Below are 25,877 nucleotides of genomic sequence, written 5' to 3' on the forward strand. Positions count from 1 at the left end.
TGCTTTCGGTTGGATCGGGGGTTCAGCCCGCGGACCCGGGCGCGAGCCGGGCGCCGTGCGCCGGTCCGTGGACGGACGTGGCGTGCAGCCCCTCGGCTTCCAGGAGGGACTGCAGCTGGGCCGCATGGCCCGAGCTCCGGGCGAGGAAGGCGATGGTGGGTCCGGATCCGGAGACGATCCCGGCGAGGGCGCCGGCATCCATTCCCGTCCCAAGGATATCCCGCAATCCCGGGGCCAGCTCGAGTGCGGCCTCCTGCAGGTCGTTGTGCAGCAGGGGCGCCAGTGCCGCGGCGTCGCCCGCTCGCATGTGCCCCAGGACCGCCGGGTCGATGGCGGGCTGCGGATCGACCTCCGTGCCGCTGCGCAACCGGAGCTCGTCGAGGGTGCGGTACACCTCGGGCGTGGACAGGCCGTACTCGGAGATCACCAGCACGAAGTGCAGCGGTGTCTTCGAGATCGCGGGGGTCAGGCGGTCGCCGACCCCGAGTCCGACGGCGGTTCCTCCCAGGAGCGCGAACGGTACGTCGGCGCCGAGATCGACGGCGATCCTCGCGAGTTCGTCCCGGGAGAAACCGCTCCCCCACAGCGCGTCGCAGGCGAGCAGGGCGGCCGCGGCGTCGGCGGATCCCCCGCCCATCCCCCCCGCGATGGGAACCCGCTTGGTGATGTCGAGGTGCACCCCGGAGCGGCCGGGGCTGAGCTCCGCGAGCAGACCGGCGGCCCGGACCGCGAGATTGGTGCTGTCGAGCGGGATCGACTCGGCGGGGAGATTGAGCATGCCCTGGCCGTTGACGCTGACACTGATGGCGTCGCCCGGCGTCGCCGTCGCCGTGACCTCCTCGAAGAGCGACACGGCGAGGAACACGCTCGCGAGCCCGTGGTAGCCGTCCTCGCGGAGCGGCCCCACCCTGAGCGCCACATTGATCTTCCCCGGCGCGCGGACCCGCACGGAGCTCGCTCCGGACCGGAGGTCGACTGTTCTGCCCGGGATCATGCTCCCCAACCTAGCCCACCGCTCATGCGGGTCCGGGTTCGCCGGCGGCCGGCACCCGCGCCTCGGCGATCCGGGCGAACGCCGTGATGTCGAGTACCTCCCCGCGCGCCGTCGGATCCACGCCGGCTGCCCGGAGTGCCCGTTCCGCGAGCGCGGGAGACCCGGCCCAGCCCGCGAGTGCAGCGCGCAGGGTCTTCCGGCGCTGGGCGAAGGCGGCGTCGATGACGGCGAAGACGTCCTCGCGGGAGGCCGCGGTGTCGGGGGGATCGCGCCGGGTGAAGCGGACGAGGCCCGAGGCGATCTTCGGTGCCGGCCAGAAGACGTTCATGCCGATCACGCCCGCCTTCGTCGTGGTGGAGTACCACGCGGCCTTCACCGACGGGATGCCGTAGGTCCGCGAGCCGGGAGGGGCCGCGAGCCGGTCCGCCACCTCGTCCTGCACCATCACCAGCCCGTGCCGCAGAGTCGGGACGTGCTCGAGGAGGTTCAGCACCACCGGGACGGCCACGTTGTACGGCAGATTGGCCACGAGCGCCGTGGGGGGATGCGGCAGCGCCGTCACCCGCAGGGCGTCGCCGAGGACGACGTCGAGCGCTCCGGCGCGCTCCGGCCGCCAGTGGCCGACGGTCCCGGGGAGGCGTCCGGCGAGCACCGGATCGATCTCGACCGCGACGACGCGGGCGGCGGCATCGAGGAGCCCGAGGGTCAGCGAGCCGAGTCCCGGCCCCACTTCGAGGACCGTCTCGGCCGGATCGAGCTGCGCGGCCGCGACGATCCGGCGGATGGTGTTCCCGTCGATCACGAAGTTCTGCCCCAGGGTCTTGGTGGGGCGGAGGTCCAGCTCGGCTGCCAGTCTGCGGATGTCGGCTGCCCCGAGGAGGGATGCGGGCCGGCCGGTGGGGAGGGGCGTGGTCACTGTGCCATCGTATCCGGCGGGCGACCCTGCGGTCCTGCCGGGTACAGGCGCGAGGGCGGGTCGCGGATCCGCTCAGTCCCAGCGCCCGTAGACCGCCTCGGTGTTGAGGGTCAGCCGCGTGCAGAGGGTCTCGAGCGGCGTCCCGAGGACCTCCGCCATGGCCCGCACGGTGGTCGGCATCACGTAGGAGGCGTTCGGGCGGCCCCGGTGGGGATGCGGGGTGAGGAAGGGGGCATCCGTCTCGACGAGGACGAGGGCGGGATCGGCGACCAGCAGGGCCTCGCGCAGGTTCGCGGCGTTCTTGAACGTGACGGTCCCGGCGAACGACATGTACCAGCCCTGCTCGTTGCAGCGCCGGGCCAGGTCGGCGCCGCCCGAGAAGCAGTGCAGCACCACCCGGTCCGGCGCGCCGTCGGCCAGGAGGGTGGCGACGACGTCGTCGTGCGCGTCGCGGTCGTGGATCTGCAGTGCCTTGCCCAGTCGCCTGGCGATGTCGATATGGCTCCGGAAGGACTCCAGCTGGCTCCCCCGCCCGGCGTCCCCGGTCCGGAAGTAGTCCAGCCCGGTCTCCCCCAGGGCACGCACACGGTCCCCGGCGGCGAGCGCCTCGATCTCGGCCAGGGCGTCGTCGAGCAGACCGGCCTCGGCGAGCAGGGGCGCCTCGTTCGGGTGCAGCGCGACGGCGCCGAGCAGCCGCGGGTCCTGGTCGACGACGGCGGCGGTGAATCGCGACGACGCGAGATCCGTTCCCACCTGCACCGCTCCGGCGACCCCGGCCGCCGCAGCGGTATCGAGTGCCCGGCCGATCGGCACCTCGGGTGCGGCGCCGTGGATGGCGCCGTGGATGTCGAAGTGCGTGTGGTTGTCGATCACGGGCACCGGCAGCGGGTCGGGGAGCGGTGGGTACCCGCCCTTGCGGTGCGTCCTGGGCTGCAGCGCGTCGTCATCGGACCGGGACCCGGGCTCCGGCTCCCGATAGGGCGCCGGGATCTCGCCGGGGACGGAAGGACGCGGGGACGGGTGGGCGCTGAGGGGCATGGTGCCAAGCCTAGCCAGTGCACGGAACTTATCCCCCGGCGGGCAGGTTGAGCTAGTACTCTGTTGGATCAGTCGGCCGGGCCCGCGCCGGCCCCGCCCGACCGAGTGCCTCGATCCCCGCAGCCGCCCGCCGGAAGGTACCCATGGACACCCGACACGACACCGCCGAGACCGGGGAGGACCCGCGGCTGGTGCCTCCGGCCGGTGGACCCGGGCAGGAGCGGGCGTTCCACGACATCAGTAGCCGGATCCTCGGTGCCATCGACACCGTGATCGACGGCAAACCCTACGCCGCCCGCCTCGCCCTCACGGTCCTCCTCGCGCAGGGCCATCTGCTCCTGGAGGACGTGCCCGGCGTGGGCAAGACCATGCTCGCCAAGACGCTGGCACGCACCATCGACTGCACCGTCAACCGCATCCAGTTCACGCCCGACCTGCTGCCCTCGGACGTCACGGGTGTGTCGATCTTCGACCAGGAGTCCCGCCGGTTCGAGTTCCGGCCCGGCCCCGTCTTCGCGAACATCGTGATCGGCGACGAGATCAACCGCGCGTCGGCCAAGACGCAGTCCTCCCTCCTGGAGTGCATGGAGGAGCACCAGGTGACCGTGGACGGGCGGACACACGCCCTCGGGGAACCCTTCATGGTGGTGGCGACGCAGAACCCGATCGAGATGGAGGGTACGTATCCGCTGCCGGAGGCGCAGCGCGACCGCTTCATGGCACGCATCTCGATGGGGTACCCGGACGCCGGCGCCGAGGCCGACATGCTCGAGTCCCACCAGTCCGTGAGCCCGCTCGCGCGGATCCGTCCCGTCGCCACCGTCTCGGACGTCGCCGCGATGATGCGCCAGGTGCGCGCCGTCCATGTCTCGCCGTCCGTCAAGCACTACACCGTGGCACTGGGGCGGGCCACCCGCGAGCACCCGAGGCTCCGGCTCGGGGCGAGTCCGCGCTCCCTGCTGCAACTGCTCAGGGCGTCGAAGGCGTCGGCCGCACTGGAGGGGCGCGACTTCGTACTCCCGGACGACATCGCGGCGATGGCCGACGCGGTGCTGGCGCACCGGCTCATGCTGGACCGCAAGGCCACCAGTGCGGGGGACACCGCGTCCGGCATCGTGGCCGACGTCGTCTCCCGGGTGCCCGTGGCCCGGGAGACCCAGCGGCGCTGACGATCGTGACCGCGACCCCGCCCCGCACCTCCACCGCAGGACCGGAGGCCTCCTGATGGCGCTGCTCGAACGACTGCCCTCACGCGTCCTCACCGTGCGCGGCTGGAGCTTCGTCCTCTCCGCCGCGGTGGCGCTCCTGGCGGCCCAGACCCTCGGACGGCGGGACCTGCTCCATGTCGGCATCCTGCTGCTGGCGCTCCCCCTGGCCTCCCTGATCGTGCTGCGGGTCCTCAAACCACGCTTCACCGTGGCACGGCACTTCCACCCGGAATCGATGGAGGTCGGCGCCACCACCACGGTGAGCCTCGAGCTGACCGCGTCCGTCGCCGGCGGTGCGCGGATCGCGATGGAGGAGCACCTGCCGGCGCGCTTCGGGGACGCCCCGCGCTTCTCCTATCCCGCCGTCGCCCCGACCCGGGAGGGCGTCTCCCGCTACGAGTACCGGCTCCGCTGCGCGACCCGCGGGGTCTTCGCCATCGGACCGATCACCGCCGAGTTCACGGACCCCTTCGGTCTCGTGACCTCCCGCCACGTGCTCGGCGGGACCGCGGACCTGGTGGTCACACCCGCGCCCGTGGAGCTGCTGGGGTCGGCGCTGTCCGGGTCCCGGGGTGCTGACGGCCTCGCGTCCACCAGGCGGCAGGCGAATCCGAGCGACGACGACGTCATGACCCGTCAGTACCGCCACGGCGACTCGATGCGGCGGGTCCACTGGCCCGCGACCGCTCGTCACAGTGAACTCATGGTCCGTCAGGAGGAATCGGTCACCACGCCGCAGGCCACGCTCCTCATGGACCAGCGGCACCACAGTTTCAGCACCGGCTTCGGGTCCGCCTTCGACCCGGGTGGGACCGGCGCCGGTCTGTCCACGTCCGCCACCTTCGAATGGGCCGTCACCGCGGTCATGTCCATCAGCGCCCACCTCCTGGAGCGCAACTACGCCGTGCGGTTCCTGGACCAGCACGGTGCACCCGCGCTCCTGCGTTCCTCCTCGGCCCCCTCCCCCTCCGACGAGGAGCACCAGGGGTCCGGCGCCGTCGCGGGGATCGCGGAGGGCCTCGCCGCCCTGGAACTGGCGCCCGAGGGCGGGCGCCACACCCCCGGGGAGCAGCGCTCGGGCAGCACCGCGGTCCGCCCGGCGACGAAGGACCGGTCCCCGCGCTCCGGGCGTCCGGCATCAGGGACGTCCCCGGGCCCTTCCGCGGCCTTCGGGGACGAGCTGCTGGACCAGCTCGCGAGCACGCGGCACCGGGGTCCCCTGATCGCCGTCCTGGGCGTCCTCTCCGACCAGGACGCGCGGGCACTGGCCTCCGCCGTCGGCTACGGCTCGGCCTCCTACGCCGTGATCGTGTCGGAACGGCCGGCGGAGGCCCGCCGGCAGCTGGAGATCCTGCGGAACGCCGGCTGGCACGCGACGTCCGCCTCACCGGCAGCGGCCCTGCCGGGGGTGTGGGCGGGTCTCGACCGCACCGCCGCCGACCCGCACCGCGACGACACGGCGGGTTCCGCCCGGCCGATCCGGGAGGCGTCGGCATGACCGCCACGCTCTCGCCGCCGGCACCGCCCACCGCTCCCGCGCCTCCGGCAGGAAACCGCCCCGCCGACCCCTGGCACCGGGCGGTGACGGCAGCGGTCCTGCTGGCCGTCCTCGCGGCCGCCACGAGCCTGAACGGCGTCCTGGAACCATGGACGTGGCTCCTGCCGCTGGTCCGGACGCTCGTCCCGGTGCTGCTCACCACGTCGCTCGTCCGGACGCTGCGCCCGGGCGGTCTCCTCACGGCCGTCGCGGGGGTCCTCGCGCTCGCGGGGTCCCTCGTCGCGCAGTTCCTCCCGGCCCACAGTGCCCTGGCCGTGATCCCGGCCGCCGGTGCCAGCGCCGAGGTGGGGAGACTGCTGGCGCAGGCGGGCGAGACGGTCGCCTCGGAGGTGGCCCCCGTCGCGGCGGAACCGGGCATCCTGCTGGTGCTGTGCTCTGTGCTCGGCATGATCGCGCTGGTCGTCGACGTCCTCTCGACGACGCTGCGCAGGCCCGCGGTGAGCGGCCTCGCCCTGATCGTGGTCATGGTCCCTGCAGCCATCGTCGAACCGGCCGGCGTCGGGATCTTCTCCTTCGTCGTCACGGTCCTCGCCTTCCTCCTGCTCCTGGCCCTGGCCCAGTGGCGCGAGAACCGGATCGCCGCCGGCGGCGCCAGGGCGTCCTCGGGATTCGTCGGACGCAGCGCCGTGATCGGCGTCGTCGCCGTCGTCCTGAGCGTCGTCGTGCCCCTGGGGATACCGGGTTTCACCTCCGGAGCGTTCCCGCAGGGAGCACGCCTCAGTGTCTGGGGTACCGCCTCGGGCCTGAACCCCGCCGTCACGCTGGGAAGCGACCTGCGCAATCCCACCGGGTTCGGGCGCATCACCTATGCGACGAATGCACAGACCGCGCTGTACCTGCGCGCAGTGACCCTGGAGGACTTCAGCGGCCGGCGGTGGGAGCCCGACCAGCGGATCAACGACCGCGAGCCCGGGGTGGACGCGATCGGGACGGAGCGCGGCACCACCGACAGCGCGTCCGGACCCACGATCTACACCCGCATCACCACGCAGAGCTTCGCGAGCCCCTGGCTCCTGGCCCCGTACGCGCCGGAGGGCGTCATCGGCCTCACCGGCAGCTGGTCCTGGGACCCGGCGAATCTGTCGGTCCTCGCCATGGACGGTGGGTCGACGGCAGAGGAGGACTACCTCGTCCGGAGCCGATCGCAGACTCCTACGGCGGAGGAGCTCGGCGCGGTCCGCCCCTCCGACGACGCCCCCGTCCCCGGGGTCTTCTCCGAGCTCCCCGGCGACACCCCGGAGATCGTCCGGACCACGACGGAGGACGTCACCGGTGGGCTGGACCGCCCGTACGAGAAGGCCCTGGCCATCCAGGACTATCTGCGCGGGCCGTCCTTCACCTACTCGGTGGAGGCGCCCGTGGAGGGCGGGTACGACGGCAGCGGGATGAGCGTGATGGCGCGGTTCCTCGAGTCGAGGTCCGGGTACTGCGTGCACTACGCCGGGACCATGGCGGTCATGGCACGGGCCGCAGGCATCCCCAGCCGGGTGGCGGTCGGCTACACACCGGGGACGCCGACCGGTGATGTGGAGGTGGGCCCCGGCGGCCTGGAGCTCAAGGAGTTCGAGGTCGACTCGCGCAACGCGCACGCGTGGCCGGAGCTGTACTTCGAGGGAGCGGGATGGGTCCGGTTCGAGCCCACGCCCTCGCGCGGCGTCGTTCCCGCCTACGCCCAGGAGGCGTTCACCCCGGGTGTGAGGGCGGACGATTCCGACGCCCTCGACCCGCGCGGCGTCCGGGGAGCGACGGGCGCCACGGATGCGGCCACACCACCCGCCGACGACGCGCCCGGTGGCCGGTCCGAGGCCGCCGGGACAGGTGCCCTGACCGGCCTCCTCGTGGGATCGGCCCTGGCACTACCGGTGCTCCTGCCGTTCCTCCTGCGTACCCTCAGGACCCTCGCGCGGCGCCGCATCGCCTCCGGAACGGACACGTCGGCACGCACGGCGGCGGTCGCGGCCTGGGCGGAGACGACGGAGACCGCCGTCGACCTCGGGTACCCACTCGTCCCCACGGACACACCCCGGGTCTTCGCCCGGCGCCTGGCAGGCGACGCCGCACTCGACGACCGGTCCGCCGCGTCACTCGCGCGGCTACGGACGGCCTACGAGCAGGCCGAGTACGCCCGGCCGGCCGGCCGGGCCGGGTCCGGCCGCGCGGCCGGGGTCGCGGTCCTGGAGGACGCGCTTCCGGATTCTGCAGTTCCGCAGGCTGCCGTACGCGAGGATGGCGCGACGCAGGGCTGGGACGACGTCGAGGTCGTCACGGGAGCGTTGCGCCGCAGCAGCTCACGCTCCGCCAGACTCAGGGCCCGCCTGGTCCCCCGGTCGCTCAGCTATCTCGGGTCCCTCGGGTCGCCCGGATCCCCAGGGTCGCTCCGGCACGGCTTCCGGGTCCGCCGCCGACCCGAGGGCGGCGGCGGACCCGGCCACCGCTAGGACGCGTGCGGATCGGCGATGCCGACGTACTGCGTGTAGAGGTACTCCTCGATCCCCTCGGCGCCACCCTCACGGCCCAGGCCCGACTGCTTGACCCCGCCGAAGGGAGCCGCGGCATTGGAGATCACGCCGGCGTTAAGGCCCAGCATGCCCACCTCGAGCCGCTCGCCGATCCTCAGGCCCCGGTTCAGGTCGCGCGTGAACACATAGGCCACGAGACCGTACTCGGTGTCGTTGGCCAGGTCCACCGCCTCGTCCTCGGACGCAAAGGTGACGATCGGGGCCACGGGCCCGAAGATCTCCTCCTGCAGGATCCTCGACGTGGGTGCCACGTCGGTGAGCACGGTGGCCTCGTAGAAGTAGCCCTCCCCCTCTACGGGTGATCCACCGGTCACGGCCTGGGCGCCGTCGGCCACGGCCGCCGTGACGAGCTCGTGGACCTTGTCACGGCTCTTCGCGTCGATGAGCGGGCCGAGCTTCGACTCGTCCTCGGTGCCGCGCGCCGTGGTCATGGCCCCCATGCGTCCGGCGAGGGCCTCGGCGAACTCGTCCGCCACGGACTCGTGGACGATGAAGCGGTTCGCGGCGGTGCAGGCCTCACCCATGTTGCGCAGCTTGGCGAGCATCGCGCCCTCCACGGCGGCCTCGAGATCCGCGTCCTCGAACACGACGAACGGAGCGTTGCCGCCGAGTTCCATGGAGGTCCGGAGCACATTGGCCGACGCCGCCGAGAGCAGGCTGCGTCCGATCGGCGTCGATCCCGTGAACGAGAGCTTGCGCAGCCGGGGGTCCTCGATCAGCGGGCCCGTGACGCTGCCCGCGGTGGTGGTGGTTACGATGTTGAGCACGCCGTCCGGCAGGCCTGCCTCCTGCAGGACAGTGGCGAACAGGGCGCTGGTCAGCGGCGTGAGCGCAGCCGGCTTGAGGACCATGGTGCAGCCCGCCGCGATGGCCGGGGCGATCTTCCGCGTCGCCATCGCCAATGGGAAGTTCCACGGCGTGATGAGCAGGCAGGGCCCCACCGGCTTCTTGTTCACCAGCAGCCGCGACTTCCCGTCCGGAGCCACGGAGTACCGGCCGGAGGCCCGCACGGCCTCCTCGGAGAACCAGCGGAGGAACTCGGCGCCGTAGGTGACCTCCCCGCGGGCCTCGGCGAGCGGCTTGCCCATCTCGAGGGTCATGAGCAGCGCGAACTCGTCCGCCCGAGCGGTCACGAGGTCGAAGGCGCGCCGCAGGATCTCGCCGCGCTCGCGCGGCGCGGTCGCCGCCCAGCCGGCCTGCGCGGCGACGGCCGCATCGAGGGCCGCCATGCCGTCCTCGGGCGTCGCGTCCGCGATGGTCAGCAGCGGCCGGCCCGTCGCCGGGTCCTGGACGTCGAACGTGGCGCCGGAGGACGCCGGACGCCATGCGCCGCCGATGAGGAGCCCCGTGGGCACCTTCTCGAGCAGTGCCTTCTCCTGGTCGATGGTGACAGCCATTCTGAGCTCCTTCGCGAACGATCCGGGCGCCCCCGAGGGGCATTCCCGCTCACGCTAACGTCGGGCCCGGACACTGTCCACTGGAGGATGCACCATACAGGCGAGCTGCCACTGGACACTTGCACAGAGTGAATCAGCGGGAGGCGATCACCGCGGCATAGAGTTCGCGCTTGCTCACGCGCCGCTCGGCGGCCACCGCGGCCACTGCGTCCTTCAGTCGCATGCCACCCTCGAGCAGCGCCGTGACCTCGGGGACGTGGTCCTCGGGCCGGGAGGGTGGGGCGTCGGGAGCACCGGCGACGACGACGGCGAGCTCGCCGCGGACCTCGCCGCCCTGTGCCCACTGCAGCAGGTCGAGGAGGGACCCGCGGACCACCTGCTCGTGCACCTTCGTGAGCTCGCGTGCCACAGCGGCCTGCCGGTCCGAACCGAACTCCTGCTGCAGCGAGCGCAGCATCGCCTCGAGGCGGTGGGGGGCCTCGAAGAAGACCATGGTGCGCCGCTCCGAGACGAGCTCCGCCAGCCGGCCGGCCCGCAGGCCCGCCTTCCGGGGCAGGAAGCCCTCGAAACAGAATCGGTCGGTCGGGAGCCCGGACAGGGCCAGGGCCGCCAGGACGGCGGAGGCCCCGGGCACCACGGTGAGATCGAGGTCCTCCTCGACGGCGGCCCTGACGAGGCGGTACCCGGGATCCGAGACCGCGGGCATCCCGGCGTCGGTGACGAGCAGCACGGTGGCGCCGTCCCGGACGAGGTCGAGGAGTTCGGGGGTCCGCTCCGCCTCGTTGTGCTCGTGGTAGCTGATGACGCGTCCGGACACACCCGCCCCGAGCCCGTGGAGCAGGCGGTGGAGGCGGCGGGTGTCCTCGGCGGCCACCACGTCGGCCGTCCGCAGGAGTCCGATCAGGCGTTCGGTCGCGTCCCCCATGTTGCCGATGGGAGTGGCCGCGAGGACCACGCGGCCCCGTCCGCTGCCGTCCCCGGTCGTCCCCCGGTAGGCCGTGCTAACGGCGTTGACGGCGTTGACGGCGCGGGAGGTGTCCGGCGTCGCCCCGGCCGCGTCCCCTGCATCGCCGCCGGGGGTGTGGGACCCGCCGTCGGCGGGCTCGCCCACCGCGGAGCCTGGCGGACTGGCGGGAGCTGGTGGCTGGTTCACCGCTCCAGCCTAGCCCCGCGCGAGGGACCGGCCTGCCGTTCCCGGACGGGCTGCGCCGGTAGCATGACGGGGTGAGTCACACCGCCGTCCCGCCCCGACGGGTCAGTCCGAGGCAGGGCGGCTCCTGGGTCGTCGCTCCGGCGCGGGCGTTCACGCCCGACGCCCTGGCCGCCCGGCTCCTCGGCCCTCCCACGAGCGGTGGTCCCCTCCGCTGGATCCTGCCCGTCCTGACGGCCGTGCTCGCGGGTGTCCTGCGCTTCGTGAGGCTGGGCGAACCGGGCTCCCTCGTCTTCGACGAGACGTACTACGTCAAGGACGCGTACTCCCTGCTGCTCTCCGGGTACGAGCGCGAGTGGCCGGAGGACGCCGACGAGTCGTTCAACGCCGGCCGGCCCGAGGTGCTGCTGGGCTCCCCCGACTACGTGGTGCATCCGCCGGTCGGGAAATGGATGATCGCCCTCGGCATGCTGGCCTTCGGCTCCGACAACGCCTTCGGCTGGCGCTTCTCGGCCGCCGTGGTCGGGACGCTCTCGGTCCTCCTCCTCGCCCTCGTGGCGCAGCGCATGTTCGGCTCCGCCGCCCTCGGCGGCGCGGCCGGACTCCTCCTCGCCGTGGACGGCCACCACCTCGTGGAGTCCCGCACCTCGCTGCTCGACATCTTCCTCAGCTTCTGGCTGCTCGCCGCGTTCGCCGCCCTCCTCGTGGACCGCGACGACGGACGACGCCGTCTCGCCCGCCGGCTCGCGGCCCTGGCCGGTGCGGGGCACGCGGGCGCCCCAGCGCCGCCGTCCGACCGGGACCTGGTGTACGGACCGTTCCTGGGTCTGCGCCCCTGGCGCCTCGTGGCCGGGATCTGCCTCGGCCTGGCCCTCGGCACCAAATGGTCCGCGCTGCCCTTCATCGCGGTCCTCGGCCTGCTGACCGTGGCCTGGGACCTCAGTGCCCGGCGGATCGCAGGTATCCACCGCTGGATCCTGGGCGGAGTGGTCCGGGACGGGCTCCTGGCGTTCGCGTGCATCGTCCCGGTGGCCCTCGCGACCTATCTGGGGAGCTGGACCGGCTGGTTCCGCTCGGACGACGCCTACGACCGGCACTGGGCCGAGCAGAATCCCTCGGCGCTGTGGGGCTGGCTGCCGGACTCCCTCCGGTCCCTCGCGGAGTACCACCGCAGCGCCTACAGCTTCCACCGGGGCCTCGGCTCGGACCATCCCTACGAGGCCAGCGCGTGGTCCTGGCTGGTGGTGGGACGGCCCACGTCGTTCTTCTACGAGAAGCCGGGCGGCTGCGCGGCGGAGGCCTGCTCCCAGGCGGTGACGGTGCTCGGCAACCCGCTCATCTGGTGGAGCGCGGCGCTGTCCCTGCTCGTCCTGCTGTTCGCCTGGGCGGGACGCCGCGACTGGCGCGCGGCAGCCGTCCTCGCCGGGGTGGCCGCCGGGTACCTGCCCTGGTTCCTGTACCCGGAGCGCACCACCTTCTACTTCTACGCCGTGGCGTTCGAGCCGTTCCTGGTGCTCTCGCTCGTCTACTGTCTCGGCCTCGTCCTGGGCAGCGCGGACGCGACGGCACACCGCCGTCGACGCGGCATCCTCCTGGTGGGGCTCTTCCTGGCCGCCGCCGTGGCGCTCTCGGCCTACTTCCTGCCGATCTGGACGGCCGAGATCATCCCCTACGACCAGTGGCGTTCGCGGATGTGGCTGCCGAGCTGGATCTGAGCGGTTCCGCTCTCGATCGGGGTGGGCCGGATCAGGAGTTCTCCAGCGCCTCACGGAAGCGGGTGTATTCCTCCTCCTGCGCCAGGATGGACCGCTCCCGCCGGGCCCTCGTGGGCCAGCTGACGATCAGCGTGAGGATCGTGGCGCCGAGCACGAGGATCCCGACCGTGAGCGCGGAATCCAGCCAGAACTGCTCGGGGAACAGGCGGATCAGGGTGTCGTCGACCCGGAAGGTCCAGGTGCCGTCGGGGAAGAACACGGCGTGGACCTGCGTGAAGAACGCCTCCCAGGCCAGGACGGCCAGGACGGCCAGGGCTGCTCCGCCGACCAGGGTCAGCACCGCGCCGGCGAAGAGGGCCCGCCTGACGCCGCCGCGGTAGCGTCGCGCCAGATACACACAGGCGAGGACGGCGAGGACGAAGAGCACCAGGCCGAGGAGGAACCCGATGCCGAGGACCCCCTTCACATCGGCCATGTGACCCACCTCGGAGTCGAGGAACAGGGACTCCCCGTCGCTCGTGACGAGCCCGCCGAGGTACTGCGGCGGTGCGAGGTTCAGGACGTAGTCGAGCGCGTAGGAGCCATAGGTCATCCGCTCCTCGAGGGAGAAGCCGAAGCGATCCGCCGGGAACCCGGGGCGGTGGTACTCGAACCAGAGGAAGGACGACGTCGCCACCGCCCGCACGGCTGCCGCCACGACGATCACGGGGAAGAACAGGGCCACGACCATCTGGAGGAAGCGGGGGAACGCGGGCTTGGCAGCCACCGCATGGTCGCGGACCGCGGCGCGCCGCACCGCGTCCCTGTCCGCCTTCCGGCCCGCGACCGGCCCGCCCCCGACGGCCGTCGATCCGGCGGTGTCGTGGTGCGCGGCGGCGTCGTCGGACGCGTCGTCGTCGTACGCGTCGTCGTACGTCGCGGTGTCGTCGGACGCGTCGTCGTCGGTCGCGCTGTCGTCGGTCGCGTCGTCGTCGGACCCGGTCGTATCGTCGACGGCCGCGTCGTCGATCCCGTCCACGCGCGGATCCTCGGACACGGGGGTTCCGGTCTCGTTCGAGCGGGTCCTGTCGGTGTGTGCCACTGCCGTTTCTCCTCCTGGGTGCCACCGGCGCTGCTTCCGGCCCTCCCGACACTACCCGGACACCCGCCGGCCGGACCGGCGTCGGGGACGGCGCCGATCCCGCGTGTTGCCGGCAGCCTAGGCGGTGATGAGGCCGTCGCCGCGATCCACGGCGTCGAGGTCTCCCCCGTACCCGGCGAGCACGGCACGCCGCCCGAGGACCAGCGTGTAGGCCCAGAAGGCCGCGAAGACCAGGAACCCGATGGTCAGGCGCAGCCAGGGAGGCAATCCGCTCGGCGTCACGAAACCCTCGACCAGCCCGGAGACGAGCAGCACCGGGACGAGTCCGAGCGCCACGGTGATCAGGGCGCGGCCCTCCTGCGGGAGTGCCTCGGAACGGCGGCGGCGTCCCGGGGCCACCCAGGCCCAGAAGATGCGCAGGCCGGCAGCCGTGGCGACGAAGATGGCCGTCAACTCCAGGAAGCCGTGCGGCAGGATGTAGACGAAGAAGACGTCGAGCCGGTCGTAGGAGGCCATCATCCCCGCCGCCAAGCCGATCCCCTGGGCATTCTGGTAGAGGATGTGGACCGGCCAGACACCCGTGACGCCGAACGCCACCGCCTGGACCGCGAGCCACGCATTGTTGGTCCACACCAGCCCGGCGAAGGACGCAGCAGGATTTTCGGAGTAGTAGTCCACGAAGTCCTGCTCCACGTACCGGCGCAGCTCCTCGTCGGTGCCGAGCGCCCGGATCACACCCGGTGTGCCGATCACCCAGCCCGCGAAGAGCCACGCCACGACGACGAACAGCACGCCGACCACGACGGTGGGCCACCGGATGCGGTAGAGGGCGGCCGGCAGGGACCGCACGAAGAACCGGGCCAGGTCCTCCACGGCGTCGGACCTCGCCCCCGTGAAGCGCGTCCTGGCCCTGGACAGCCGCATGGACAGCGCTCCGGAGACGGCGCTCTCCGGGTCCACCGACCGGATGATCGACAGGTGCGTCGACACGCGCTGGTACAGCATGAGCAGCTCGTCCGACTCCGGCCCCGAGAGCCTGCGCCGCCCGACCAGCTCGTCGAGGCGCTGCCAGTCCCCGCGGTGCACGTCGATGAAGGCATCCACGTCCATGTCCCAACCCTATAGTGGCTCACCCCTATAGTCCGTGGGCCCCTCGTGGCGGGCCCCGCGGACCCGGCCAGACCCCGCACCCATGGACACTGCATTACGGACGCTGCACCACAGGCGCCGCACCACAGACGACCACAGACGCTGCACCACAGGCGCTGCACGGAGCTAGGCTGGGCGTCGAGACGGTGGTCCCACGACCGCCGAGGCACCACGAGCACCCGGACGGAGGCCCATGAGTTCGGTCGTCACCGGCGAGGCAGTCGTTCTCGAGCTCCGACCGGCCGGCTTCGCCGCCCGAGGGCTGAGCGCGATGATCGACATCCTCGCCCAGCTGGCGCTGGCGATCCTCCTGCTGCTCCTGATCGGCAACGTCTTCGGCGGCGCGCTGGACACCGTCCTCACCACGGCGCTCCTGCTCGTCGTCGTGCTCCTGCTGCTGGTGGTCCTGCCGGTGACCGTGGAGACCCTCACGCGGGGGAAGTCGCTGGGGCGCCTCGTGATGGGGCTGCGGATCGTGCGCGACGACGGCGGCGCCGTCCGCTTCCGGCAGGCCTTCATCCGCGCACTGGTGGCGGTCCTGGAGATCTATCTGCTCGCTGGGTCGCTCGCGTTCCTGGTCTCCCTGTTCAACGAGCGGTCCAAGCGCCTGGGCGACCTGCTCGCCGGAACCTATGCGATGCGGGAACGCACGCTCGTCCCGGCACGGGCGATCGTCACCGTGCCGCCGGCGTTGCAGCAGTGGTCCCGGACCGCGGACATCGGGCGCCTGCCGGATCCATTGGCTCGCAGGATGTCGCAGTTCCTCGCCCAGGCCCCGAGGCTCACTCCGGGGGCACGGCAGGCCCTGTCCCTCGACCTCGCGACCGAGGCGGAGCGGTACGTGTTCCCCGGACCGCCGGCCGCCACGCCTCCCGAGGAGTTCCTGCGGGCCGTGATCGCGTCCCGCCGGGATCGTGACCACGCGGCCCTGACGCGCCGGCGCGAGCACACCGACGCGATGACGGCGAGGATGCATCGCCTGCCGTACCCCTAGCAGGGCCGGCCCCAGGGAGCAGCGCGCGCGGCGAAGGGTCCGCCTAGTCCTGGCCCACCCATTGGTCCCAGGGGACATTCCAGTCGCCGAAGCCGTCCTCCACGTACATGGGCCCGTAGTCGGTGCCGAGAATCTGCACCACGTCGCCCGGACCGAAGGTGTCGTAGAAGTACTCGGCGCCCTCGGGGGACATGCCGATGCAGCCGTGGGACACGTTGACCTCGCCCAGGGCCACCTGCGCCGCGGGCAGTGCCTCGTGCACGAACGCCCCGCCGTTGCTCAGGCGGCTGGCATGATTGACGACCGTCGGCGGATAGTACGCGGGGTCACCCGGATGGAGCCCGATGGACTCCGCCGTGAACCGGGTGGTCTCGTAGTTCTCCATCACCACCATGTACCCCTCCGTGGAGGGCCACTCGTCCGTCCCGAGCGTCACCGGGAAGGTCCGCTCCAGCGTTCCGTCGAGATAGACCTTCATGGTCTTGGTCGCGTTGTCCACCACGGCCAGCCGCGTGTCATGTGTCCTCACGGTCATCGTCGTGTCACCGTTGCCGATCATCCCGCTGCCGAAGTCGACGCCGAAGAGGTCCGCGCGCACCGTGATGGTGCTGTTCGGTGCCCAGAAGGTCTCGGGCCGGTAGCGAACCACCGTGTCGGAGACCTTGCCCGTCCTGTCCGGCAGCCAGTAGAACGCCCCCTCCTGGCCGCTGGAGCTGGTGACGGTGATGGCCTGCTCCACCGCGGCACGGTTCGTGACCGGCTCGCTGAAGGTGAACTCGAGCGGCTGACCGGTGCCGACGGTGCTTCCGTCCAGCGGAAACATCGAGGCGTCGGCCTCGTTCGCGGGTTCCACGGTCGTGAAGGTGGACCGTCCGCGCTGCACCTGTCCGGCGGCGTCGAGCACGCTGTAGTCGACCGAGTACTCGGTGTCGAAGGCGAGGCGCTGCGTCGTCGTCCAGGTGGCCGTGTCGTGTGAGAACTCACCGTCAACGGACGTGCCACCGGCGCTCGGTCGCACGTCGACGGCCTCGAGCGTCGCGCCCGAGACCGAGACCGTCGCTCCGGCCGCGGGATTGACACCCGACGCGGCGTCGGCCGGCGTGAGATCGACCGCGTAGTCGGCGGCCGGCCGGGACTCGGGCGGTGCGGCGCCGGGTCCCGGCGTGGACGGTGCTGATTGCGTCTGCGGGGTGGAGGGTATCTGCGGGGCGGAGGGTATCGAGGACCTTCCCGGGGCGGTGGGCGACGACGGCGTGCCGCCTTCGCTCCCCGCCCCGGAGGATCCGACGCACCCCGCCACGAGGAGCGACGCGGCACAGACCGCGGCGATCCCCGCACCTCGGCGTCGTGCGGTGCTCCGCCCTGCTCCCTGTGCCATCGATCTGCCCCCGTTTTCCTGCACCCTGTGTCTTCCCGCACCCTCCCGCGACGACCTGCGCGGCCTCGCGCCCTGTTCCTCGTGGCTGTCCTGCCCGGTGCCTGCCCGGCACCGGAATCGACCGAGTACCGGAACCGATCAAGTACCGCCTTGGTCCAAGACCTTTTCTGGCCTAGTACCGGTACTGGTCCGACTTGTACGGCCCGGCGACGTCGACGTCGAGGTACTCGGCCTGGCCCTTGGTCAGTTCCGTCAGCTCGACCCCGAGCGCGTCCAGGTGCAGGCGCGCCACCTTCTCGTCGAGGATCTTCGGCAGGACGTAGACCTCGTTCCCGTACTCCTCGTTGCCCTCCGCGTCCTGCTGCCCCACCTTCGTGTAGAGCTCGATCTGCGCGATGGTCTGGTTCGCGAACGAGTTGCTCATGACGAACGACGGGTGGCCGGTGGCATTGCCCAGATTCAGCAGCCGTCCCTCCGACAGCATGATGATGGAGTGCTCCTCGACACTCCCGTCGGAGTTCGCCGGTATGACCCACTCGTGCACCTGGGGCTTGATCTCGATCCTCTCGACCCCCGGCAGGCGCGAGAGACCGGCGAGATCGATCTCGTTGTCGAAGTGGCCGATATTGCCCACGATGGCCTGGTGCTTCATCCGCGCCATGTGATCGGCCATGATCACGTCCTTGTTGCCGGTGGTGGTGATGAAGATGTCGCCCTGTGCCAGGACGCTCTCGAGTGCCGCGACCTGGTAACCGTCCATGACGGCCTGCAGCGCGCAGATCGGATCGATCTCGGTGACGATCACACGGGCGCCCTGACCGCGCAGCGCCTCGGCGGCGCCCTTGCCCACGTCGCCGTAGCCGCAGACGACGGCGACCTTCCCGCCGATCAGTACGTCCGTGGCCCGATTCAGGCCGTCGGGCAGCGAATGGCGGATCCCGTACTTGTTGTCGAACTTCGACTTCGTGACGGAGTCGTTGACGTTGATGGCCGGGAACAGGAGCTCGCCCTGGGCTGCGAGCTGGTAGAGGCGGTGCACGCCCGTCGTCGTCTCCTCGGTGACGCCCTTGATCCCGGCCGCGATGGTGGTCCATTTCTGCGGCTCGGACTCGAACGAGGCGCGGATCGTGTCGAGGAACACCGTGTACTCGTGCGAGTAGTCGGCGTCGCCCTCCTGCGGGCCCGCCGGGACGGCGCCGAGGGCCTCGAACTCCGCGCCCCGATGGACCAGCATGGTGGCGTCGCCGCCGTCGTCGAGGATCATGTTCGGTCCCAGACCGTCCGCCTGGCCGGGCCAGGTGAGGATCTGCGTCGCCGTCCACCAGTAGTCCTCGAGGGACTCGTTCTTCCAGGCGAAGACGGGGACGCCGGCGGGTTCCTCCACGGAGCCGTCCCCGACCACGACGGCGGCCGCGGCCTCGTCCTGGGTGGAGAAGATGTTGCAGGACGCCCAGCGCACCTCGGCCCCGAGGGAGGTGAGCGTCTCGATGAGGACGGCGGTCTGCACCGTCATGTGCAGCGACCCCGCGATCCGCGCCCCTGCCAGCGGTTGCGCAGCGGCGTACTCGGCCCGCAGGGCCATGAGCCCGGGCATCTCGTGCTCCGCGAGCCGGATCTGGTGGCGTCCGGCCTCCGCGAGCGAGAGATCGGCAACTTTGTAATCGAACGTCATGGTCTGCTGTTCCTCGCTGTAATTCATGGGAGTCGGTGGGCTTCGTGGGCGCCGGTGCGTCTCAGGGGCGGACGTCGTCCGGGGATCCGGCGGGGAGGAGGACGGGGATGCCCTCGTCGAGCCGGTAGGTCAGCGGGCCGCCGTCGGGTCCCGGTCGGGACGAGCGCAGCTCGTTCCCGTCCTGGACGAGCTTCGACCGCGTGACGGGGCAGCGGAGGACGTCGAGCAGGGAATCCGGGAGATTGGTCATGGGGTGCTTTCGCTGGGAGACGGAAGGGGTGTCGCTCCGTCCGAGTCTATCGCGACGGGTCAGGGCTCCCGGAGGATCCGGAGGTGTCCGCGCCGCGCACCGGCCGCTCCGGCCGGGGCCTCGATCGGAGCCTTCGCGCCGCGTCGTCCCGCCGGCGGCGCTGCGGTCTCGGCCGCGGCCTCCCGGACCGCCTCCACCAGCGCCACGAGATCGTCCGACGTGTACTCGGGGGCCGTGTCGGGGAGCGCCAGGCGGACCACCTCCCAGCCACGGGGCACCGTCAAGCCCTCGGCGTGCGAGGCACAGAGATCGTAGGTGTGCGGCTCCGCGTAGGTGGCGAGCGGGCCGAGGACCGCGGTGGACTCCGCGTAGACGTAGGTGAGGGTGGCCATCGCACGCTGCTGGCACGTCGATCTTGAGCACTGCCGGAGAGATCCCACGATCGGCAAGCCTACCGGGGATCGGGGGCGCCGCGCCGCGCCGCCACGGAGGTCGGGACCGCCCGGGTGCAGGGCCGGTGCTCAAGGCTTAGAGTCGTCTCATGCAGGATGCTTCCACGTTCTCGGTCAGACTGACCGATCCGACGGCCGCCGGACAACCGTCGCGGTCGTTCTTCGAGCGGCGGCGGAATCGCAGGGGCCGCGGATTGCGGGGCGAGCTGATCCCCGCCCACCTGCCGGGAGCCCGGTCGCGGTCCGAGCGGTTCGACGACTGGGTGCTGGACTCGGCGCATCGGCTGGAACGCCTGTGGGGCGAGCGGATACAGGACCTGCAGATCGTGGTGCAGGAGATCCCCGACGACCTGGAGAGCCGCACCCCGCAGACGATCGGCGGTCTCCTGGGATCCAGCACGCCGGCGCGACCCGGCCGACCCGCCGTGATCACGATCTATCGTCAGCCCACCCTCATGGCGGCGCGTGGTTTCCTGCCGCTCAACGAGCTCGTCCACGACGTCGTGGTGGAGCAGACCGCCGAACTCATGGGCCTGGCACCGGAGGCCGTCGATCCGGCCTACGGTCGCTCGCAGGCGTAGGACCGCCCGGCGGCTGAGTCGTCGGGATCCTGAGTGGCCCGACGCCTGACTGATGATGCCTGAGTGAGCACCGCCCAGCGGGCTGGGGCGCGTCGATCCGGAGGCCGCATACGGGCTCGGACGGGTCAGCCCGCGCTCTTACGCAGTCTGCGGCGCTCGCGCTCGGACATGCCGCCCCAGATGCCGAACCGTTCGTCCTTCTCCAGCGCGTACTCGAGGCACTCCGCCTTCACGATGCACGACCCGCACACCTTCTTGGCGTCGCGGGTGGAACCGCCCTTCTCCGGGAAGAATGCCTCCGGATCGGTCTGGGCGCACAGGGCGTCGGCCTGCCACGAGAGTTCGCCGTCGTCGTCGACGCTGCCCGGCACCAGTGGAAGGCCGATCGGTACGGGCTGGTCCGCGGGAGTCGCCGGCGCGAGGTCGTGCGGTCGGAATGCCAGTGGGGAGACGGCAGCGCCCGGGAGGACGAGGAGGCTGCTCGGGCGGTCCTCGATCTCGGGGAAGCCGGACAGCGCGCCGTGCGCGGCGAGGAACGCCGTCGCGTGGTCGTCGAGCGCCGACCGCGTGTCCTCGCGGTACCGCTCCTCCGCCCCGGGGTCGGCGGGATCGAGGAACCAGTCCGCCGGGACACCCCGCGAACCGTAGCGGACGGCGGTCTCGGCCGCGATGTCCGGTCGTTCCTGAATACGTTCTGCCTGCCCCATGGTCAGCCTTCCCGGTGTTGCCGTTCCAGCATCAGCATGGGTCGACCCTCGCGCCCTGCTGCTGGAACAAATCCGATGCCTAATTACAAGGGTGTAAGTCGGCGTTCGTCAAGCGGGCGGGGGGATCATATAGAGTCGATGCCGGACCGTTACGAGCGCCACGCCGGGCCGACCACCTGTTTAGCCCGGCGTGTCTACCTGTTTTTCTCACGTCATACTCGCATGCTTCACGAGCCGGAAGAACCGCACATGCCGCAGTCACCCGCAGCGATCCTGGCCCGGATGCGCTCCTCGAGTCCCTCGACCCCCCGGCTCGTCTGGCACGGCAGGGACGGCAGGATCGAACTCTCGGGTCGGGTGTTCGACAACTGGGTGGCCAAGAGCTCCAACTTCCTCGTGGACGAACTCGACGCGGAGGAGGCCACGCAGGTGGCCCTCGATCTCCCGGTCCACTGGAAGACCCTCGCCCTCGCCTTCGCCTGCTGGCAGGTGGGGGCCGTGACGATCGTCGAGGACACCGCCGACCCCGCGGCGGGCGAGGACCACCCCACCGGCGCGACGACGGACGGCGGGATCGTGCTCTCCTCCTCGGCGACCGAGGAGCCGGCGGCTCCGCGCGTGCTGGTGTGCGTCGCCCTCGGTTCGCTGGCATTCGCCTGGGACGGTCCGCTACCGCGGGGCGCCGTCGATTTCGCCGCGGAGGTGCGCTCCCACGGGGACGTCTTCCCCGATCCGGTGGACGACGGCGAGGCGTCCGGCAGGGTCCTCGTGCGGGCGGGCCACCGTGACCTCACCGCCGAGGACCTGCTGCGGGAGGTCACGCTTCCCGCCTCGCAGGGGGGCGCGACGGGGGACGGGACAGAAACGCTGCTGCTCGAGCCCGGCGCCGGACTGGTGCGTGTCCTCGCGGCGGCCTACGCGCTGTGGCACAGGGACGGGTCGGTGGTGCTGGTGGAGGACGGCGTGCCCGTCACCGAGAGCCTGCTGAGCGGCGAACGCGTCACTGGCCGGCTGTAGGGCGCCCCACCGCGTCGTCGTCCCTGGCTGCGCGGTCCGCCGGGGTGCCGGCCGTGGCCGCGGCGGCGGCCTGCTCCGCGCGGTGCGGGTGGACGATCTCCTGGTCATGGCTGAACTCCGGTTCGGCGTCCAGCTCCACGTTGAAGACCCAGAAGCGGTAGGCCACGAAGCGCACCAGCGTGGCGAGCACGGTGCCGAAGATCCCCACGAGGAACAGGGGCTGCGGCTCGCTCACGTCGAAGCCGTACTTGGCGATCGCGACGCAGCCCGCGGCGATCCCCATCCCGACCACGTTGATCAGGACGAACATGACCAGCTCACGGGCCGCGTTCGGCTGCCGGCGGTGCCGGAAGGTCCAGTAGCGGTTGGCGAGCCAGGCGAAGACCGTGGCCACACCCGCCGAGACGAAGCGCGCCTTGACCTCGCTGCCACTCATGGGCCCGTGGATCAGGTACCAGTAGAGCCCGTTGTCTATGACGAACGCCACCCCGCCGACGGTCCCGAACTTCGCCACCTCACGCCAGAAGAGCGACGCCAGGCCCCGTATCCGGTCCATGAGTCCTGCCACTGCTCTACCTCCGCGGTTCGGGATGGACGCCGTCCGGCGAGGGGTCGGATCCCCTCGTTCCCGGCGCAGGTCGATCCGGCGGCCGGCAACGGGCCACCGGAGGACCAGCTGTCCTCGGCGTGTTCGACCCCATTTTACGGGCTGGCCGCCGCCTCGCCGCCGCGCTGCGGACCGTGACGCCGCTGCACAGGAGCACGGGCCGTGCGCCCGGTACCCTGTGATGATGACTTTTCCCGTGATAGGCGTGATCGGCGGCGGCCAGCTCGCACGCATGATGGCCGGACCCGCCGTGGAACTCGGCCTCGAACTCCGCGTACTGGCCGAGGGACCCGATGTCTCGGCCGTGGCCGCCGTGGCCCACGCCGTCGTCGGTGACTACCGGGAGCTGCAGACCCTGCGCGGCTTCGCCGCGGACGTGGACGTGGTGACCTTCGACCACGAGCACGTGCCGGGCGAGCTGCTCGAGCAACTCGTCGCCGAGGGCGTGCAGGTCCGTCCTGCGCCGGCCGCGCTGCGGCATGCCCAGGACAAGCTCGTGATGCGGCGCGCCGTCGAGGACCTCGGACTGCCGAATCCGCGGTGGCGGGCCGTCCGGGACACAGACGGCGTCGAGGCCTTCGCCGCAGAGGTCGGGTGGCCCGTGGTCCTGAAGACGCCGCGCGGCGGCTACGACGGCAAGGGGGTCCTGGTGCTGCGGGACGCCGCCGCAGTGGCGGGGGCACGGGCGTGGTTCTCGGGCGGAGACCTGCTCGTGGAGCAGTTCGTCCCCTTCAGTCGCGAGCTGTCCGTCCTCGTGGCGCGACGGCCCTCCGGCGAATCACGCGCCTGGCCGGTGGTCGAATCGATCCAGGTGGACAGCGTGTGCGACGAGGTGATCGCCCCCGCCCCGGACCTGCCCGAGGCGACCGTCGCCGCGGTGACGGAGGCCGCCCTCCAGCTCGCGGACACCCTCGGCGTCACCGGCGTCATGGCCGTCGAACTCTTCGAGACCCCGGGGACGGGAGCGGGCTACCTCGTCAATGAACTCGCCATGCGCCCGCACAACTCCGGCCACTGGACCATGGACGGCTCCCTGACGAGCCAGTTCGAGCAGCATCTGCGGGCCGTCCTCGATCTTCCGCTCGGAGCCACCGATCCGCTGGCACGGCACGCCGTCATGAAGAACGTCCTCGGGGGGCCGAACACCGACATCTACGCGGCCTACCCCCTCGGCCTGTCCTCAGGACCATCCGCTAAAGTGCACTTCTACGGCAAGGACGTCCGCCCGGGCCGCAAGATCGGGCACGTCAACGCGCTGGCGGCTCCAGGGGAACCGCTCGACGCCGTCCGCGCCAGGGCCACGAGGGTTGCCGCGACACTCCGCGACGGCACGGGATCGCCCTCCCCGCACCAGCAATGACCGAAGGGAACGCAGTGTCGAACGCGCAGGTAGGCCTCGTGATGGGGTCCGACTCGGACTGGCCCGTCATGGAGGCCGCAGCAGGAGCGCTCGCCGAATTCGGCGTCCCCTTCGAGGCCGACGTCGTCTCCGCGCACCGGATGCCCACCGCGATGATCGAGTACGGGCAGAGCGCCCACGAGCGCGGGCTGCGGGTGATCATCGCCGGCGCCGGCGGAGCCGCACATCTGCCGGGCATGCTCGCCGCCGTGACACCGCTGCCCGTGATCGGTGTCCCCGTCCCGCTGCGGTACCTCGACGGCATGGACTCCCTGCTCTCCATAGCCCAGATGCCGGCAGGCATCCCCGTGGCGACGATGGCGATCGGGGGCGCCCGCAACGCGGGCCTCCTCGCCGTCCGCATCCTCGCCGCAGGGTCCGACGCCGGGGCCCGGTCACTGCAGGAGCAGCTCCTCCTCTTCGCGAGCGCCCTGCGCGAGACCGCCGAGCACAAGGGCGCTGCGCTCCGCTCCCGCATCGCCGGCACCGGCCCCGGCACCGGCACCGGCCCAGTGGACGCATGAGCGTCGCCCGCGCCGAGGGCGCCGTCGGGAGCAGCACGTCCCTCACCGATCCGGTCCGCCACCCGCACTCCGCCGCCCCGAGGGACCGCACCAAACGGGCCTTCCTCCTGCTGCTCATGACGCTCGTCCTGCCCGGATCGGCGCAGATCGTCGCCGGCGACCGGCGGCTCGGCCGGCGGGCCCTGCGCGTGACCTTCACCGGCTGGGCGCTCGTCCTGCTCTTCCTCGTGCTCGCGCTCACCGATCGCGCGCTCGTCGTCGGGATCGTGACGCATCGCTGGTGGTCGCTGGCGCTGATCCTCGTGCTGCTCGCCGTCGCCGTCGCCTGGGCCGTCCTGTTCGTCAATACGCTGCGCCTGATCCGGTTGCCGCTGCTCGATCGCGGTGTCCGCCCGGTCGTCGCCGCCACGCTCGCCCTGCTCATGGTGCTCACCAGCGGCTCGCTCGCCTACGGCGCGTACCTGCTCGGGGTGGGTCGCTCCACCGTCGGCTCCATCTTCTCGTCCGGACCGGCCTTCGACCCCGTGGACGGCCGCTACAACTTCCTGCTCATGGGCGGCGATGCCGGGGAGGACCGGACGGGCCGGCGACCGGACAGCATCTCGGTGATCAGCGTCGACGCCGAGACCGGCGCCACCGTCACCTTCAGCATCCCGCGGAACTTCCAGAACGCGCCCTTCCCGGCGGACTCCCCGCTCCGGGACGTCTACCCGGACGGGTACTCCTGCGGCGACGCCTGCATCATCAACAGCCTCTACACCGAGGTGACCCAGAATCACGCCGACCTCTATCCGGACGCGGCCGATCCGGGCGCCGCGGCCATGATGGACGCGGCCAGCGGAGTCCTCGGGATCGAGGTCCAGGCCTACCTCCTCGTGGACATGAACGGCTTCGAGCAGCTGATCGATGCGATGGGGGGCATCCGGATCGATGCCGGTGGCTGGGTCCCCATCACCGCTGCGGAGATCCCCGGGACCGACCCCGTGCGGCACTACCCGCCCGACGGCTGGATCGCGCCGGGCGTCCAGACCCTCGACGGGTACCACGCGCTCTGGTACGCCAGGTCCCGGGAGTTCGTGACCGACTACCACCGCATCTCACGCCAGCAGTGCGTGCAGCAGGCGATGATCGCCCAGCTGGACCCCGCGACGCTGCTGACGCGCTTCCAGTCCATCGCGGCCGCAGGCACCCAGATCGTCGAGACGGACATCGCGCAGGACCAGCTGGCGGGTTTCGTGGACCTGGCCCTCGAGGCCCAGGGCCAGCAGACCCGTCGCCTGACCATCGGCGCTCCCGACTTCGGCACGGTGGCCGAGAACTTCGCGACCTACCCCGACTTCGACCGCATCCACGCGCGGGTGGATCGGATGCTGGCCGAGGACGTCGATCCGGGCGCTGCCGGGCCCCTCCCGCTCGAGCGCGCGGGGGTCGTGCTGCCCGCCCAGGGTACCGACAGCGGCCTCACGGAGGAGTATCTGCAGGAACTGGCCACCATCGGGGACGATGCCACCCTCGGGGAGCTCCTCGCCGACAACGGCGAATGCTCACCGGCCTGAGCCGGGGAGCACCCG

At 71.7% G+C, this 25,877-nt stretch carries 23 protein-coding genes; 10 read left to right on the forward strand and 13 right to left on the reverse strand.

The annotated features are described in order from the left end of the window. Positions 1 to 22 precede the first annotated feature (22 nt). The 3 genes from Q0747_RS08290 to Q0747_RS08300 form a co-directional block, all read right to left on the reverse strand. A complete protein-coding gene (locus Q0747_RS08290) occupies positions 23 to 994 on the reverse strand; it encodes a 4-(cytidine 5'-diphospho)-2-C-methyl-D-erythritol kinase (RefSeq protein ID WP_298253467.1) in 972 nt (323 codons plus the stop codon). A gap of 22 nt (positions 995 to 1,016) precedes the next feature. After that, positions 1,017 to 1,910, reverse strand: coding sequence for a 16S rRNA (adenine(1518)-N(6)/adenine(1519)-N(6))-dimethyltransferase RsmA (gene rsmA / locus Q0747_RS08295; RefSeq protein WP_298253469.1), 894 nt, complete (start codon positions 1,908 to 1,910; stop codon positions 1,017 to 1,019). 72 nt (positions 1,911 to 1,982) lie between these two features. Continuing rightward, entirely contained in the window at positions 1,983 to 2,948 is a 966-nt protein-coding gene (locus Q0747_RS08300; protein ID WP_298253471.1) for a TatD family hydrolase, read from the reverse strand. A gap of 143 nt (positions 2,949 to 3,091) precedes the next feature. Here Q0747_RS08300 and Q0747_RS08305 point away from each other — a divergent pair, with 143 nt between their 5' ends. From Q0747_RS08305 to Q0747_RS08315, 3 genes are read left to right on the forward strand one after another with little or no spacing between them, the layout of a single operon-like run. Continuing rightward, entirely contained in the window at positions 3,092 to 4,117 is a 1,026-nt protein-coding gene (locus tag Q0747_RS08305; RefSeq protein WP_298253473.1) for a MoxR family ATPase, read from the forward strand. Positions 4,118 to 4,172: 55 nt separating this feature from the next. Continuing rightward, entirely contained in the window at positions 4,173 to 5,654 is a 1,482-nt protein-coding gene (locus Q0747_RS08310) for a DUF58 domain-containing protein (RefSeq protein ID WP_298253475.1), read from the forward strand. Then, the gene (locus tag Q0747_RS08315; RefSeq protein ID WP_298253477.1) at positions 5,651 to 8,152 is read left to right on the forward strand and encodes a DUF3488 and transglutaminase-like domain-containing protein; all 2,502 of its coding nucleotides are present in this window, start codon (positions 5,651 to 5,653) and stop codon (positions 8,150 to 8,152) included. The genes Q0747_RS08310 and Q0747_RS08315 overlap by 4 nt, the downstream gene beginning before the upstream one ends. Here Q0747_RS08315 and Q0747_RS08320 read toward each other — a convergent pair. Next, on the reverse strand, positions 8,149 to 9,630 hold the full coding sequence (locus Q0747_RS08320; protein WP_298253479.1) for an NAD-dependent succinate-semialdehyde dehydrogenase: 1,482 nt from the start codon (positions 9,628 to 9,630) through the stop codon (positions 8,149 to 8,151). The genes Q0747_RS08315 and Q0747_RS08320 overlap by 4 nt on opposite strands. 133 nt (positions 9,631 to 9,763) lie before the next feature. Beyond that, positions 9,764 to 10,585, reverse strand: coding sequence for a 16S rRNA (cytidine(1402)-2'-O)-methyltransferase (gene rsmI, locus Q0747_RS08325; RefSeq protein WP_298253766.1), 822 nt, complete (start codon positions 10,583 to 10,585; stop codon positions 9,764 to 9,766). A gap of 269 nt (positions 10,586 to 10,854) precedes the next feature. Between rsmI and Q0747_RS08330 the strand changes: the two genes are divergently transcribed. Continuing rightward, positions 10,855 to 12,495: a dolichyl-phosphate-mannose--protein mannosyltransferase gene (locus Q0747_RS08330; protein ID WP_298253481.1), complete on the forward strand. Its 1,641-nt coding sequence runs from the start codon at positions 10,855 to 10,857 to the stop codon at positions 12,493 to 12,495. Positions 12,496 to 12,526: 31 nt separating this feature from the next. On the opposite strand, the gene Q0747_RS08335 is transcribed toward Q0747_RS08330, so the two are convergent. Continuing rightward, positions 12,527 to 13,576 (reverse strand): DUF1461 domain-containing protein, encoded by a 1,050-nt coding sequence (locus Q0747_RS08335; RefSeq protein ID WP_298253483.1) that lies wholly within the window; start codon positions 13,574 to 13,576, stop codon positions 12,527 to 12,529. Between the two features lie 117 nt (positions 13,577 to 13,693). After that, positions 13,694 to 14,686 (reverse strand): stage II sporulation protein M, encoded by a 993-nt coding sequence (locus Q0747_RS08340; protein WP_298253485.1) that lies wholly within the window; start codon positions 14,684 to 14,686, stop codon positions 13,694 to 13,696. Positions 14,687 to 14,918: 232 nt separating this feature from the next. Between Q0747_RS08340 and Q0747_RS08345 the strand changes: the two genes are divergently transcribed. Beyond that, positions 14,919 to 15,719 (forward strand): RDD family protein, encoded by an 801-nt coding sequence (locus Q0747_RS08345; RefSeq protein WP_298253487.1) that lies wholly within the window; start codon positions 14,919 to 14,921, stop codon positions 15,717 to 15,719. A 43-nt stretch (positions 15,720 to 15,762) separates the two neighbouring features. Here Q0747_RS08345 and Q0747_RS08350 read toward each other — a convergent pair whose 3' ends face one another. The 4 genes from Q0747_RS08350 to Q0747_RS08365 form a co-directional block, all read right to left on the reverse strand. Further along, a complete protein-coding gene (locus Q0747_RS08350) occupies positions 15,763 to 17,097 on the reverse strand; it encodes an Ig-like domain-containing protein (protein WP_298253489.1) in 1,335 nt (444 codons plus the stop codon). 172 nt (positions 17,098 to 17,269) lie between these two features. Next, on the reverse strand, positions 17,270 to 18,769 hold the full coding sequence (gene ahcY, locus Q0747_RS08355) for an adenosylhomocysteinase (RefSeq protein WP_298253491.1): 1,500 nt from the start codon (positions 18,767 to 18,769) through the stop codon (positions 17,270 to 17,272). Positions 18,770 to 18,830: 61 nt separating this feature from the next. Continuing rightward, positions 18,831 to 19,019: a Trm112 family protein gene (locus Q0747_RS08360; RefSeq protein ID WP_298253493.1), complete on the reverse strand. Its 189-nt coding sequence runs from the start codon at positions 19,017 to 19,019 to the stop codon at positions 18,831 to 18,833. A gap of 59 nt (positions 19,020 to 19,078) precedes the next feature. Next, positions 19,079 to 19,459 (reverse strand): DUF3499 domain-containing protein, encoded by a 381-nt coding sequence (locus tag Q0747_RS08365; protein WP_298253495.1) that lies wholly within the window; start codon positions 19,457 to 19,459, stop codon positions 19,079 to 19,081. Between the two features lie 101 nt (positions 19,460 to 19,560). Here Q0747_RS08365 and Q0747_RS08370 point away from each other — a divergent pair, with 101 nt between their 5' ends. Further along, complete coding sequence (locus tag Q0747_RS08370) at positions 19,561 to 20,052, forward strand: metallopeptidase family protein (RefSeq protein ID WP_298253497.1); 492 nt, start codon at positions 19,561 to 19,563, stop codon at positions 20,050 to 20,052. A gap of 125 nt (positions 20,053 to 20,177) precedes the next feature. Here the strand turns inward: Q0747_RS08370 and Q0747_RS08375 are convergent, their stop codons facing one another. Next, positions 20,178 to 20,759, reverse strand: coding sequence for a WhiB family transcriptional regulator (locus tag Q0747_RS08375; protein ID WP_298253500.1), 582 nt, complete (start codon positions 20,757 to 20,759; stop codon positions 20,178 to 20,180). Between the two features lie 249 nt (positions 20,760 to 21,008). Here Q0747_RS08375 and Q0747_RS08380 point away from each other — a divergent pair, with 249 nt between their 5' ends. After that, on the forward strand, positions 21,009 to 21,776 hold the full coding sequence (locus Q0747_RS08380; protein WP_298253502.1) for a TIGR03089 family protein: 768 nt from the start codon (positions 21,009 to 21,011) through the stop codon (positions 21,774 to 21,776). On the opposite strand, the gene Q0747_RS08385 is transcribed toward Q0747_RS08380, so the two are convergent. Beyond that, entirely contained in the window at positions 21,760 to 22,332 is a 573-nt protein-coding gene (locus Q0747_RS08385) for a GtrA family protein (RefSeq protein WP_298253504.1), read from the reverse strand. The genes Q0747_RS08380 and Q0747_RS08385 overlap by 17 nt on opposite strands. 235 nt (positions 22,333 to 22,567) lie before the next feature. Here Q0747_RS08385 and Q0747_RS08390 point away from each other — a divergent pair, with 235 nt between their 5' ends. From Q0747_RS08390 to Q0747_RS08400, 3 genes are read left to right on the forward strand one after another with little or no spacing between them, the layout of a single operon-like run. After that, a complete protein-coding gene (locus tag Q0747_RS08390) occupies positions 22,568 to 23,743 on the forward strand; it encodes a 5-(carboxyamino)imidazole ribonucleotide synthase (RefSeq protein WP_298253506.1) in 1,176 nt (391 codons plus the stop codon). Beyond that, positions 23,740 to 24,306: a 5-(carboxyamino)imidazole ribonucleotide mutase gene (purE, locus tag Q0747_RS08395; protein ID WP_298253508.1), complete on the forward strand. Its 567-nt coding sequence runs from the start codon at positions 23,740 to 23,742 to the stop codon at positions 24,304 to 24,306. The genes Q0747_RS08390 and purE overlap by 4 nt, the downstream gene beginning before the upstream one ends. Next, positions 24,303 to 25,862, forward strand: coding sequence for an LCP family protein (locus tag Q0747_RS08400; RefSeq protein WP_298253510.1), 1,560 nt, complete (start codon positions 24,303 to 24,305; stop codon positions 25,860 to 25,862). Before purE ends, Q0747_RS08400 begins: the two co-directional genes overlap by 4 nt. Positions 25,863 to 25,877: the final 15 nt, after the last annotated feature.

Origin of the sequence: uncultured Arthrobacter sp., from assembly GCF_947493765.1 — a bacterium.
Taxonomy (GTDB): domain Bacteria; phylum Actinomycetota; class Actinomycetes; order Actinomycetales; family Micrococcaceae; genus Arthrobacter_D.